This is a genomic window from Micromonospora sp. DH13 (assembly GCF_020873825.1).
Classification (GTDB): domain Bacteria; phylum Actinomycetota; class Actinomycetes; order Mycobacteriales; family Micromonosporaceae; genus Micromonospora; species Micromonospora haikouensis.
In genome coordinates this window covers 352612-367076 of the sequence record NZ_JAHWGR010000002.1, presented here as the reverse complement: position 1 = coordinate 367076, position 14465 = coordinate 352612, and the positions used below count along the sequence as shown (strand labels likewise).

3 protein-coding genes are annotated in these 14465 nt (G+C 75.1%); 1 reads left to right on the top strand and 2 read right to left on the bottom strand.

Annotated features, from left to right (window positions below):
* Window positions 1–10: 10 nt before the first annotated feature.
* Window positions 11–775, bottom strand: a complete 765-nt coding sequence (locus LPA42_RS03485; protein WP_077939336.1) for a thioesterase II family protein — start codon at window positions 773–775, stop codon at window positions 11–13.
* A gap of 43 nt (window positions 776–818) precedes the next feature.
* Window positions 819–2315: an NDP-hexose 2,3-dehydratase family protein gene (locus LPA42_RS03480; RefSeq protein ID WP_228986306.1), complete on the bottom strand. Its 1497-nt coding sequence runs from the start codon at window positions 2313–2315 to the stop codon at window positions 819–821.
* A gap of 272 nt (window positions 2316–2587) precedes the next feature.
* On the opposite strand from LPA42_RS03480, the gene LPA42_RS03475 reads away from it, so the two are divergent.
* A complete protein-coding gene (locus LPA42_RS03475) occupies window positions 2588–14452 on the top strand; it encodes a type I polyketide synthase (protein WP_198956692.1) in 11865 nt (3954 codons plus the stop codon).
* The last annotated feature ends 13 nt before the right edge of the window (window positions 14453–14465 follow it).

The following is a 14465-nucleotide window of genomic DNA, read 5'->3' as shown; positions in this document are numbered from 1 at the left end:
TCCTTCGCTGTCATGCCGTGCACACGGTCAGTTGCTCGGTGATGAGTTGCACGATCGCCTGGCCGTGTTCGGCCAGGAAGAAGTGGCCGCCCGGGTAGACCCGCAGGTCGAACTCGGCCGTCGTGTGCCGTTGCCAGGCCCGGACGTCGTCCAGGCTCGCCTTCGGGTCCGCGTCGCCGGCCAGGGCCGTGATCGGGCACCGCAGCCGCACCTGCTCGGTGAGCCGGTAGGACTCCGCGGCCTTGTAGTCGGCCCGGATCGCGGGCAGCACGGACCGCATCATCTCCTCGTCGCCGAGCACCCGGACGTCCGTGCCGCTGAGGCTGGCGAGCTCGCCCAGGAGGCGGTCGTCGTCGAAGCGGTGCACCAGCTCACCGCCCTGCGTCGCCGGCGCCCGCCGCCCCGAGGCGAACAACCGCACGGGGTTCGCCTCGTCGGCGGCCTCGATCCGCCGCGCCAGCTCGAACCCGAGCGTGGCGCCCATGCTGTGCCCGAAGAGGGCCACCGGCCGGTCGAGCACCGGCCGCAGGGCCTCGAACGCGGCGTCGGCCAGGACCCGGATGTCGTCGATGCACGGCTCCAGGCGCCGGTCCTGGCGCCCCGGGTACTGCACCGCGAGCACGTCGACGCGCGTGTCGAGCAGGCGGGCCAACGGGTGGAAGTAGCTGGCCGAGCCGCCCGCGTGCGGGAGGCACAGCAACCGCACGGGGGCGGCCTCGGCCGCCGGCACGAACCGCCGGGCCCACCGGGCGCTCTCCTGTGAAGCCGTCGTCATTCATCCTCCTTCGCGCACCGCGTCGTCCGCCGCCGCACGGCCCTCACCAGAGGGCGTGCAGGCAGGCCAGCAGAGTGCGGGCCTGGACATTGACGTAGTTGTGGTGGCGCAACAATGCCGTCAACTGCCGCACGGTCATCCAGCGGAAGTCGGGATGCGGCTCCAGCACCGCCGGCTCCGCATCGCATTCAAGCACCAGGTAACGACATTCGGCATGGTAGAAACGGCCGCCCTCTTCGGAAAGCAGCACATCGTATCGAATGTTGTCGCGCGCCGCGAGGACGTAGTCGTAGAAGCGCGGTCGCTCCTGCGGCGGCAGGTCGGCGTAGGTCGCCGGATTGCATTGCAGGGTGGGGCCGAGCTCGGCGACGTCGAGGAACCCCGCCTCCACCGACGCGCGCATCAGAATGTGCAGCACACCGTTGATCCGGCGGGTCAGGAAGGCCACCAGCCCGACGTCGCACGGCGCGATGAGGGGCTGGGCCCACTGGGTGACCTCGCGCTGGCCGCTGGCGACCGAGACCCCGATGACGCGGAAGTGCTTGCCCTGCCGGTGCTCGATGCGCGAACGCGACAGTTCCCAGTCCTCGAGCTGGGCCAGGCCGACCGACCGGAGCTCGATCGCCGTGTCGATCCGGACGTCGTTGAGCCAGCTGATGATCTCGGCGTCGGTGTGCCGGCCCTCCGCCTCCGAAGCCTGCAGCGACCGCTGGAGATCGAAGGCGAACTCCGGGTCCGCGCAGTCGCCGTTGCCCGCCAGCGGATCGAACAGCCAGCCGGAGGTGTCGCTCGGCAGGCAGGAGAGCACCGTGCGGGAGTCCATGTTGATCATGTTCGGCACGGTGAGCAGCTGCCGGATCTGACCGAACGTCAGCCACCGGAAGTTGTCCCGGACGGGGACGTCGTCGGTCGTCTCCACGACCATGTTGCGGTTGCGTTTGCCCAGGAACCACGTGCCCTGCTCGGACTGCAGCACGTCGGCGAGGACCCGGCCGCGGCCGGGACGCAGGAAGTGCTCCAGATACGGCGTGGACGCCCCGCCGTGCACCTTGGTGTAGTTGCTGCGCGTGGCCTGCACCGTCGGCGACAGCTGCACCTGCCGGCGGTTGCCCGGCTCGATCTTGGCCTGCATCAGGAAGTGCAGGACGCCGCCGAACTCCTTGGCCAGCAGGCCGAGGATCCCGACCTCGTTCTGCCGGATGATCGGCTGCTGCCAGGACCGCGGACCGCGACCGGTGCGGGAGACGTCCACCCCGCCGACGCTGAAGAACTTGCCGCTGTCGTGCACGAGCGCGGCGCGGCCGGCGCTGAAGTGCCAGCCCCTCATCTCGTCGAGCGGGACCTGCTCGACCGTCATCGAGTCGGTCGCCTCACGTTCGCGCAGCCACGCGGAGAACTCCTCGTTCGTGGTCAGCACGCCCTGGGTGGCCGATCCGGACCGCAGGACGCGGAGCCCGTCCGGCAGGACCGACGACCGCGGATCAGATCGACTGAGAATGCCACTCAAAACATTCACCTCTCCTCGGCGAACGCCGTCCACACATTATGCTGCCGTTCTTTAAATTCGCCCTAAAAGCCCTATCCGTTTCCGTACGGATTCGGTGCGCCCGGCCAGCAGACGATGGCCCGCCGATGCAGAACCGCCGGGACCGCCCCGGACCTCGGCAACCAGCCGCCCGGAATTCGTCGGCGGCGATTCCGCAATTTAGCGGCGACCAAGCCGACCGTTAGAATCCGGTGCCATTCTTGCCACTGGCGCCCGCCCTGCGCGACGCCGTTATGCAATCATTTCGAGTCCCGTGCGAGGCGTGGATGAGTTCTGAGTCGGCCGAGCTCGACCCGATGGCGAACGAGGCGAAGCTGCGCGAGTACCTGAAGCGGACCACGACCGGTCTGCGCCAGGCCCGCCGGCGGCTGCAGGAGGTCGAGGACCGTGGGCACGAACCGATCGCGGTCGTGTCCATGGGATGCCGCTTCCCCGGTGGCGTGGGCTCCCCCGAACAGCTGTGGGAGCTGCTCGTGGCCGAGCGGGACGCCGTCACCCGGGTGCCCACGGACCGCGGCTGGGACATCGAGGACATCTACGACCCCGACCCCGACGCGGTGGGCAAGAGCTACACCCGCGAGGGGGCGTTCCTCGCCGACGCCGACCGCTTCGACGCCGAGTTCTTCGGGATCAGCCCGCGCGAGGCCCTGGCGATGGACCCGCAGCAGCGCCAACTGCTCGAGGTCACCTGGGAGACCCTGGAGCGGGCCGGCATCCCCCCGGCGCGGCTGCGCGGCACGCGTACCGGCGTGTTCGTCGGCAGCATCGGCCAGACCTACAACATGAGCCTGCTGCCCGCCCTGGCGCAGGTCGAGGGCTACGTGCTGACCGGCACGCAGGCCAGCATCATGTCCGGGCGGATCGCGTACGCGTACGGGCTCGAAGGCCCTGCCGTCACGGTGGACACCGCCTGTTCCACCTCGGCGGTGGCGCTGCACCTGGCCGTCCGGGCACTGCGCAACGGCGAGTGCGACCGGGCGCTGGCCGGTGGCGTCACCGTCATGGCCACGTCGGCCTGGTTCACCGAGTTCAGCCGGCAGCGCGGCCTGGCGCCGGACGGGCGGTGCAAGCCGTTCGCGGCGGCGGCCGACGGCATCGGCTGGGGCGAGGGCGTCGGCATGCTGATGCTGCGCCGGCTGTCCGACGCCCACCGCGACGGCGACCGGGTCCTTGCCGTGCTGCGCGGGTCGGCGGTCAACTCCGACGGCGCCAGCAACGGGCTCACCGCGCCGAACGGCCCGTCGCAGCAACGGGTGATCGAACTCGCGCTGGCCGACGCCCGGCTCACCCCCGGCGACATCGACGTCGTCGAGGCACACGGCACCGGCACGACGCTGGGCGACCCCATCGAGGCGCAGGCGCTCCTGGCCACGTACGGGCAGGACCGGCCCACGGGCCAGCCGCTGTGGCTGGGCTCGGTCAAGTCCAACATCGGTCACCCGCAGGGCGCCGGCGGCGTGGCCGGAGTGATCAAGATGGTGCTGGCCCTCCAGCACGGGCTGCTGCCGCGGACGCTGCACATCGACGCGCCCACGCCGCACGTGAACTGGGACGCCGGGCAGGTGAGCCTGCTCGGCGAGGCGCGGCCGTGGCCCGAGACCGGCCGTCCGCGCCGGGCGGCCGTGTCGTCGTTCGGGGTGGGCGGCACCAACGCCCACCTGGTGCTGGAGGCCGCACCGCCCCGGCCGGCACCGCAGCCCGCCCCGGACCGCGCGGCCCCGGCCGGAGCGCTGCTCACCGGCGGCACGCTGCCCTGGCTGCTCTCCGCCAGGAGCGAGGAGGCCCTGCGCCGGCAGGCCGCGCGGCTGCGGGAGTTCGCGACCGCCCGGCCCGGCGACCGGCTCGCCGACATCGGCCACGCGCTGGCGTTCGAACGCGAACACCACGAGCACCGTACGGCCGTCGTCGCCGACACCGCCGAGGAGCTGCTGGCCGGGCTCGCCGCCGTGGCGGACGGCAGGCCGGCGGCGTCCGTGGTGAGTGGGCACGGCGCGGCGGCGAGGACCGTGTTCGTCTTCCCCGGGCAGGGCTCGCAGTGGGACCGGATGGCCGTCGAGCTGTCCGAGAGCTGCCCCCTCTTCCGTGAGCACCTGCGGGCCTGCGCCGACGCGCTCGCCCCGCACACCGACTGGTCCCTGCTGGACGTCCTGCACGGCGTCCCCGGCGCGCCCGCCCTGGACCGGGTCGACGTGGTCCAGCCCGCGCTGTTCGCCGTCATGGTGTCGCTCGCCCGGGTCTGGCAGGCCGCCGGGGTACGCCCGGACGCGGTCGTGGGCCACTCGCAGGGGGAGATCGCGGCGGCCCACATCGCCGGCGCGCTGCCCCTCGACGCCGCCGCGACGATCGTCGCGCTGCGCAGCCGGCTGCTGCTCGACCTGGCCGGCACGGGCGGCATGGCGTCGCTGCCGCTGCCCGCGGCCGACGTCGAGCGCCTGCTCCGGCATCCCGGCCGCGACGGGCTGAGCATCGCCGCGGTCAACGCGCCCGGCTCGACCGTGGTGGCCGGGCCCCCCGACGCGCTGCACGACCTCGTCCGGGCCTGCGAGGCCGACGGGGTGCAGGCCCGGGTGATCCCCGTCGACTACGCCTCGCACACCGCGGCCGTCGAGCCGCTGCGCGAACGGCTGGAGGCGGCCCTCGCCGGGATCACCCCGGTGCCGGCCGACATCGCGTTCTACTCCACCGTCACCGCCGCGCCGGCCGACACGGGCTCGCTCGACGCGGCCTACTGGTACCGCAACCTGCGGCAGCCCGTCGCGCTCGAACCCGCCGTCCGGGCCCTGCTGGCCGACGGGCACACCCTGTTCATCGAGGTCAGCCCGCACCCGGTGCTGACCACACCGCTGCAGGAGACCATCGACGACAGCGCAACGCCGGCGACCGCCCACGGCACGCTGCGCCGCGACCACGGCGGCCCGGACCGGCTGCTGCAGTCCCTCGCCCAGGCCCACGTCCACGGTGCGGCCCCGGACTGGGCGACCGTCCTGCCCCGGCGCGACGTGACCCCGGTCGACCTGCCCACCTACCCCTTCGTCGGGCACCGGTACTGGCCCGACGGGGCGCAGACCGGCGGCGACGTCCGGTCGGCCGGGCTGGGCTCGGCCGGCCACCCGCTGCTGGCCGCCGAGACCATGCTGGCCGACGGGGGCGGTCACCTGTTCTCCGGCCGGCTGTCCCTGCGTACCCACCCGTGGCTCGCCGACCACGCCGTGCACGGCGAGGTGATCGTCCCCGCGACCGCCCTGGTCGAGCTGGGCCTGCACGCCGCCTACCGCGTCGGGTGCGGCCAGCTCGCCGAGCTGACCCTGCAGACGCCGCTGGTCGTGGCCGAACGCGACGCGGTGCAGATCCAGGTGCTGGTCGGCGCGGCAGCAGCCGACGGGGAGCGCCCGGTCACCATCCACTCCCGGGCGGAGCACGACGACCGGGACGCCGAGGACGCCCCGTGGGTCTGCCACGCGACCGGCCTCCTGCTCCCGCAGGTCGCCCCGGCGCCCGCTCCGGTCGAGTTGTGGCCGCCGGCCGGGGCGACCCGCCTGGACACCGCCGAGGTCTACCCGCGGCTGAGCGACATCGGCCTGGCGTACGGCCCGGTCTTCCGCGGGCTCCGGGCCGCCTGGGGCCTCGGCGGCGACCTGTACGCCGAGGTCGAGTTGCCCGACGACGTCGACGCCCGGGGGTTCGCCCTGCACCCCGCCCTCTTCGACGCCGCGCTGCACGCCACCGCGCTGTCCGGCGGCGAACACGACGGCCGGACCCGGTTGCCGTTCGCGTGGCGCGGCGTGTCCGTGCACGCCGTCGGCGCCACCGCCGTGCGGGTCCGGCTGCGCCCAAAGGGACCCGACACCGTCAGCGTGTCCGTCATGGACCAGGCGGGGCTTGCGGTCGCGTCGGTGGAGGCGCTGACCGTCCGGCCGCTCTCGGCCGGGCGCACCGCCGCCAGCGCCGCCCGGCGAAGCTCGCTCTACCGGCTCGCCTGGCAGCCGGTGACCGCGGGCACCGAGGCCGAGCAGGACGGCGACTGGCTGGTCCTCGGCGCGCCGCCGCAGCCCGTCGAGTGGCTCGGCGGCGACCTCCGGGTGGTCGCCGACCCCGAGTCGTGGTGGCCGGCGGTCGACGCCGGAGCACCGGTTCCGGGCACCGTGGTCGCGTTCGCCCCCGCCCCGCCGGCCGACGCCGACCCGCCGTCGGGGGCCCACGCGACCACGCACTGGGTCCACGATCTGGTGCGGCGGTGGCTCGCCGCCGAACGGCTGGAGCACAGCCGGCTGGTCGTCGTCACCGAACGGGCGGTCGCCGCGCGCGCCGGCGACCACGTCACCGGCCTGGCCGCCGCACCGGCGTGGGGGTTCCTGCGCGTGGCCCAACTGGAGCAGCCCGACCGGTTCCACCTGGTGGACATGGACGGTCGGGAGAGCTCGCTGCGCCGGCTGCGGGCGGCGCTGGCCTCCGGGGAGCCGCAGCTCGCGTTGCGCGACGGCGAGGCGTACGCGGCGCGTCTGATCCACGCCGACGCCGAGGCCATGGCTGTCCCGCCCGCCGACGCCACCGCGTGGCGGCTGTCCAGCAGCGGCCCCGGCACCCTCGACAACCTGGTCCTGGAACCCTGCGCCGCCGACCGGCAGCCGCTGGCCGACGGCGAGGTGCGGGTGGCGGTCCGGGCCGCCGGGATGAACTTCCGCGACGTGCTGATCGCGCTCGGCATGTACCCCGGCGAGGCGCTCATCGGCAGCGAGGCCGCCGGTGTCGTCCTCGACACCGGCGCGGGCGTGACGGACCTGGCCCCCGGCGACGCGGTGATGGGACTGTTCAGCGACGGGGCCGTCGGGCCGGTCGCGGTCGCCGACCGCCGGGCGCTGACCCGCGTGCCGGCCGGCTGGACGTTCGTGCAGGCCGCCGCGGCGCCGGTCGCGTTCCTCACCGCCTACTACGCCCTGCGGGACCTCGCCGACCTGCGGCCCGGCCAGCGGCTGCTGGTCCACGCCGCCACCGGCGGCGTCGGCATGGCGGCGGTCCAGCTCGCCCGCCACTGGGGCGCCGAGACCTACGCCACCGCCAGCACACCGAAGTGGGACACCCTGCACGCGATGGGCTTCGACGCGCGGCACGTCGCCGACTCGCGGACCCTCGCCTTCGAGGAGACGTTCCGCGCCGCCACCGGCGGGGACGGCTTCGACGTCGTCCTCGACTCGCTCGCCGGCGAGTTCGTGGACGCCTCGCTGCGGCTGATGCCCCGCGGCGGGCGCTTCCTGGAGCTGGGCAAGACCGACGTGCGTGACCCGGCCGAGGTGGCGGCCCGGCATCCCGGCGTCGCGTACCGGGCCTTCGAGACGGTGGAGAGCGGCCCCGACCACGTCCAGCGGATGCTGGCCGACCTGGGCCGGCTGTTCGCGCAGGGCGCGCTGACCCCGCTGCCGGTCACGGCCTTCGACGTCCGGCAGGCCCCTCAGGCGTTCCGGCTGATGAGCCAGGCCCGGCACACCGGCAAGCTGGTGCTCACCGTCGCGCGCCCGCTCGACGCCGACGGCACGGTCCTGGTCACCGGCGGCACCGGCACCCTCGGGGCGGCCGTCGGGCGGCACCTGGTCACCGCGCACGGCGTGCGGCACCTGCTGCTGGTGAGCCGGCGCGGCATCGAGGCCGCCGGCGCCGCCGAGTTGCAGGCCGAGCTGGCCGGGCTGGGCGCCGACGTCGTCGTCCGCGCCTGCGACGTGGCCGACCGCGAGGACCTGCGCCGGCTGCTCGACGAAATCCCGCCGGAGCACCCGCTCACCGCCGTCGTCCACTCGGCGGGGGTCACCGACGACGCCGCCGTCACCGTGCTGGAGCCCCGGCAGCTCGACCCGGTGCTGCGGCCCAAGGTCGACGCGGCGTGGCAGCTGCACGAGCTCACCGCCGCACACGACCTCAGCGCGTTCGTGCTCTTCTCCTCGCTCGCCGGCACCCTCGGCAACCCCGGCCAGGCCAACTACGCGGCCGGCAACACCTACCTCGACGCGCTCGCCGCCCACCGGCACGCCCGGGGACTGCCCGCCGTCTCGCTCGCCTGGGGGCTGTGGCAGAGCGCCAGCGGCATCACCGCCGAACTCTTCGACGACAAGCGGCACGCCGTCGCGCACAGCCTGCTCACCACGATGTCCGACGCCGAGGCCCTCGCGCTGTTCGACATCGGGCTCGACGGCGGCCGACCGGACCTGGTCCCCGCCGGCATCAACCTCGGTGCGGTACGGGCCGCCGCCGACACCCGGGCGGCCCCCGCCGTGCTGCGCGGCTTCCTGAACCCCACCCGCCGCCAGGTCGGCGGGCGCGCCGCCCGCCAGGGCGCGCTGCAGCGGGAACTGGCCGGTCGTTCCGAGGCGGAACAACAGGCCCTGCTGCTGGATCTCGTCCGCGACAACGTCGGCGCCGTCCTGAACCACCCGGCGCCGCAGACCATCGACCCGCGGCGTCCGTTCCAGGAGATCGGGTTCGACTCGCTCACGGCGGTGGAGCTGCGCAACCGCCTCAACGCCGAGACCGGCCTGCGCCTGCCCGCCACCCTGATCTTCGACTACCCCCATGCGGCGGCGCTCGCCGGCCACCTGCACGAGCGGGTGAGCGGGCAGGACCGCCCGGCCACGGCCCGGGCGGCGACGACGCGGGAGGCCGACGATCCGATCGTGATCGTCGGGATGGCCTGCCGCTTCCCCGGCGGCATCCGGTCGCCGAGGGACCTCTGGGACGTCGTGGTCTCCGGCGGCGAGCACGTGTCGACGTTCCCGCAGGACCGCGGCTGGGACCTGGACCGGCTCTTCCACCCCGACCCGGACCACGCCGGCACCACCTACGTCGACCGCGGCGGCTTCCTCGACGGGGCCGGGCACTTCGACGCGGAGTTCTTCGGCATGAGCCCCCGCGAGGCGCTCGGCACCGACCCGCAGCAGCGGGTGCTCCTGGAGACCGCGTGGGAGACCCTCGAACGCGCCGGGATCCGGCCCGAGTCGCTGCGGCACAGCCGCACGGGCGTCTTCGTGGGCATGACCTCCTACGGATACCCGGGCGGGGCGTCGCGGGCCGCCGAGGCGGTCGAGGGCTACCTGCTGACCGGCGCGTCGAGCAGCGTCGCGTCCGGCCGCATCGCCTACGCGCTGGGCCTCGAAGGCCCGGCCGTCACCGTCGACACCGCCTGCTCCTCGTCGCTGGTGTCCCTGCACCTGGCCGTGCAGGCGCTGCGCAACGGCGAGTGCGACCTCGCCCTGGCGGGCGGGGCCACCGTGATGCCCTCGCCCAGCGTGTTCGTCGGCTTCAGCCGCCAGCGCGGCCTCGCGCCGGACGGCCACTGCAAGCCGTTCGCGGCCGCCGCCGACGGCACCGTCTTCTCCGAGGGCGTGGGCCTGCTGCTGGTGGAACGGCTGTCGGACGCGCGGCGCAACAACCACCGGGTGCTGGCGGTCGTCCGGGGCAGCGCGGTCAACTCCGACGGCACCAGCAACGGCCTGACGGCGCCGAACGGGCCGGCCCAGCAGCGGGTGATCGACCAGGCCCTGACGAACGCCGGGCTCGGCCACGCCGACGTGGACGCCGTGGAGGCACACGGCACCGGCACCACCCTCGGCGACCCCATCGAGGCTCAGGCGCTCATCGCCACGTACGGACGGGCCCGCTCCGACGACAGTCCCCTGTGGATCGGTTCCGTCAAGTCCAACATCGGCCACACCCAGCAGGCCGCCGGGGTGGCGGGCGTGATCAAGATGGTGCAGGCGATCGAGCACGGCCTCCTCCCCGCCGTGCTGCACGTCGACGCGCCCACCCCGCACGTCGAGTGGGCGGACAGCGGCGTCGCGGTGCTGACCGAGACCGCCCCGTGGCCGCAGACCGGGCGGCCCCGGCGCGCCGGGGTGTCCGCGTTCGGCATCAGCGGCACCAACGCCCACGTCATCCTCGAGCAGCCGGCGGACGCCGACAGCCGCCGCGCCCCCGCGCCGGAGGCGACGGCGACGCCGGCCGCCCTGTCGCCCGGCCGCCCCGACGGCGACCCCACCCCTCTCGCGTGGCTCGTCTCGGCGCGGACCCCGGCCGCCCTCCGGCAGCAGGCCGCCGGCCTCGCCTCGTACGCCCGGGCGCACCACGACACGCGGGCCACCGACGTGGCCTGGAGCCTGGCGACGGCGCGCACGACCTTCGACCACCGCGCCGTCGTCGTCGGCGGTGACCGGGACGAGCTGCTGGCCGGGCTGGACGCCGTGGCCGCCGGTGAGCAGCATCCCGCGGTCGTCCGGGCGGACACGCCCACCGGCCCCGCGCGGATCGTCCTGGTGTTCCCCGGGCAGGGCTCGCAGTGGACGGGGATGGCGCTCGACCTGCTGGAGCAGTCGCCGGTGTTCGCCGAGCACCTGCGCGCCTGCGCCGAGGCGATCGACCGGCACACCGACTGGTCGCTGCTCGACGTGCTGCGGGGCGCACCCGGCTCGGCCGACCTGGGCCGCGTGGACGTCGTCCAGCCCGCCCTGTTCGCGGTCATGACGTCGCTGGCCGCGCTCTGGCGGGCCGCCGGCGTCGTGCCGGACGCGGTCGTCGGGCACTCCCAGGGCGAGATCGCCGCCGCGTACGTCGCCGGTGTGTTGTCCCTCGACGACGCCGCCCGCGTCGTGGCGCTGCGCAGCCGGATCCTCACCCGGATCGCCGGCCTGGGCGCGATGGCCTCGGTGTCCCTGGCGGCGGAGGAGGTCACCGCGCGTCTTTCGGAGGCCGGCGACGTCCACCTCGCGGCGGTCAACGGACCGCACGACTGCGTGGTGGCCGGCGACGTCACCGCCGTGGGCGACTTCGTGGCCCGGTGCGTGGCCGACGGCGTCCGCGCCCGGCTCATCCCCGTCGACTACGCCTCGCACAGCCCGCACGTCGACGCGATCCGCGACGAGCTGCTGGACGCTCTCGGGCCGGTCCGGCCGCGCGCCGGCACCGTGCCGTTCTACTCGACGCTCACCGGAGCGCCGGTGGACACCACCGAGTTGGACGCCGGCTACTGGTTCCGGAACCTGCGGCACACGGTCCGGTTCGCCGCGGCGACCGAGGCCCTGCTCGACGCCGGTCACCACCTGTTCGTCGAGGCCAGCCCGCATCCCGTGCTGGCCGTGGGCATCGAGCAGTCGCTGGAGCGCGCCGGCCGTACGGGCCAGGTCGGCGGGACGCTGCGCCGCGACCAGGACGGCGCCCGGGATGTGCTGGCCGCCCTCGCCAGGGCCCACGTCCACGGCGCGCCGGTGGACTGGACGACGGTGCTGCCCCGTGGATCCGCTCGGCTCGACCTGCCGACCTACCCGTTCCAACGCGGCCACTACTGGCTGAAGGCGCAGACCGCGACGGGCGACGTCACGTCGGCCGGCCTGGACGACACGGGGCACCCCCTGATCGCCGCGGGGCTGTCGGTCGCCGCGGACGGTCAGCGGATCTTCACCGGCCGGGTCTCGCTGCGTACCCATCCCTGGCTCGCGGACCACCGCGTCGAGGACGTGGTGGTCGTGCCCGGAGCCGCCTTCGTCGAACTGGCGCTGTACGCGGCGCACCTGGCGGGCGGCGCCGCCGTCGACGAGCTCACGCTGCTCGCGCCGCTGGTGGTGCCCGAGCAGGGCGGGGTGCGGCTGCAGCTGGTGGTCGCCTCCGAGGAGAACGGGACACAGCAGCTCACGGTGCATGCGCGACCGGAGTCCGAGGACGACGACGCGGACTGGACCCTGCACGCCAGCGGCACGCTGACCGGCACCGCGCCGCCGGCCGCCGAGGGGCTGACGGCCTGGCCGCCGCCGGGCGCCGAGCGCCTCGACCTCGACGCCGTGTACGACCGGTTCCTCGCCAAGGGCCAGCTCTACGGCCCGGCCTTCCAGGGCCTGCGGGCGGCCTGGCGGCACGGCGACGAGCTCTGCGCCGAGGTGACCCTGCCGGAGGACGTGGACGTCGGGGGGTTCGGCGTCCATCCCGCGCTGCTCGACGCGGCCCTGCACACGCTGATGGCCGACCCGGCGCGGGCGCGGGAGGCGGCCGGCTCCGCGGCGTTGCTGCCGTTCTCCTGGACCGGGCTCTCGCTGGAGGCGACCGTGGGCAGGGCGCTCCGCGTCCGGATCAGGTCCTCCGCCGACCAGGCGGTCAGCCTCGACCTGACCGACGCCGAGGGCCGGCCGGCCGGGCGGATCGGCGCGCTGCGCATGCGCCCCCTGCGCGGCGATCTCGGCGCAGCGGCCCGCGACCGCGCACCGACGCTGCGGTGGCGGTGGGTCGAGGCGACAGCGCCGGCGGCCCCCGCCCAGCCGTTGGTCTTCGTCGGCGCGACCGCCGTCGACCAGGTCTCCGCTCCTCGGCACGCCACCCTGGACGACCTGCGCGCGGCGCTCGCCGGCGGCGCACCGGTGCCCCCGGTCGTGGTCGTGTCGGTCCCGGACGGCGCGGGAGCCGACCCGGCGGCACAGGCGCACCTCGCGACGCACCGGACCCTGCACACCGTGCAGGAGTGGCTCGCGGACGACACCTTCGCCGGGTCGTCGCTCGCCCTGATCACCCGGGGCGCGACCGGCAGCACCGAGCAGGAGCCGGTGACGGATCTCGCGGCAGCTGCCGTCTGGGGCCTCGTCCGCAGCGCGCAGGCGGAGAATCCGGGGCGCTTCCAGCTCGTCGACGTCGACGCCACCGCGACGGAGCAGGCGGTCGCCGCGGTGATCGCGTCCGGGGAACCGCAGGCGGCGGTCCGCGACGGCAGGGCGTACGTGCCTCGCCTGGCCTGGTGGTCGGCGACGGACGACGCGAGCGGCGGGGCCGACGCCCGGCCCGCGCTCGCGGCTGCCTTCCGGCCGGGCGGCACGGTGCTGATCACCGGTGGCACCGGCACGCTCGGCGGCCTCGTCGCCCGGCACCTCGTCACCGCGCACCGGGTCGGACATCTCGTGCTGGTCAGCCGCGGCGGCCTGGACGCGCCGGGCGCGCCCGAGCTGGCGACCGAGCTGTCCGCTCTCGGCGCGAGCGTCACCGTCGCGGCCTGCGACACCACCGACCGCGCCGCGCTCACCCGGGTGCTGTCGGCGATACCCGGCGAGCACCCGCTCACGGGCGTGGTCCACGCCGCCGGGACCCTCGACGACGCCACGGTGCCGTCCCTCACCCCCGAGCGGCTCGACACGGTGCTGGGCCCGAAGGTCGACGCCGCCTGGAACCTGCACGAGCTGACGCGGGACCTCGACCTTTCGGCGTTCGTCCTGTTCTCCTCCGCTGCGGGCGTCCTGGGCGCGCCGGGCCAGGCCAACTACGCCGCCGCCAACAGCTTCCTCGACGGGCTCGCCCGGTACCGGCACGCCCTCGGCCTTCCGGCCGTGTCCGTGGCGTGGGGTCCGTGGCAGCAGAAGAGCGCGCTGACCGGTGGACTCGACGAGGGCCGGCACGGCGGCGCGGCCCGCCGTGGGCTCGTCCCGCTGCCCACCGACGAGGCGCTCGCCTGCTTCGACGGCGTCCTCGACGCCGACCTGCCCACCGTCGTCGTGGCCCGGCTGCACCTGCGCGAACTGCGCGCCCAGGCCGTCGCCGACGCGCTGCCCCCGGTGCTGCGCGACCTGGTCCGGGTGCCCCGCCGCCGGGCCGAGAGCGCCGAACCGGACCTCGCGGCCCGCCTCGTCGGCCGCGACGACGACGAGCAGCGGGCCGTCACGGTCGAGGTGCTGCGGGGTCACCTGGCCGCGGTCCTGGGGCACGGGTCGCCGGGCGACATCGCCACCGACCGCCCGTTCCAGGACCTGGGGTTCGACTCCCTCACGGCGCTCGAGCTGCGTAACCGGCTGCGCCGGGCGACCGGCCTGCCGCTGCCCGCCACGCTCGTCTTCGACTACCCGACGGTGGGGGCTCTCGCGGACCACGTGCGGCAGCGCCTGGTTCCGCCGCAGCCGTCACCCGCGGAGGCCGTCCTCGAACACCTGGACCGGTTGGAGGCGGCCCTCGCGGCGCTTCCCGGGGACGCCACCCGGGACCTGATCGACCACCGGCTGCGGCTGCTGGCCCTGGGCCCCGACCCCGTGGACGAGGCCGAACAGCGCGCCGCCGAGGGCGCCATGATCGGGGCGGCCTCGGCGGACGAGCTGATGGACCTGATCGACCGGGAGTTCCGGCAGGCGTGACTCCCGCGGTCGC

What these genes read in the sequence shown, in the direction of transcription:
- LPA42_RS03475 (WP_198956692.1), top strand. Translation starts at nt 2,588, where the DNA reads ATGAGTTCTGAGTCGGCCGAGCTCGACCCGATGGCGAACGAGGCGAAG.
- LPA42_RS03485 (WP_077939336.1), bottom strand. Translation starts at nt 775, where the DNA reads ATGACGACGGCTTCACAGGAGAGCGCCCGGTGGGCCCGGCGGTTCGTG.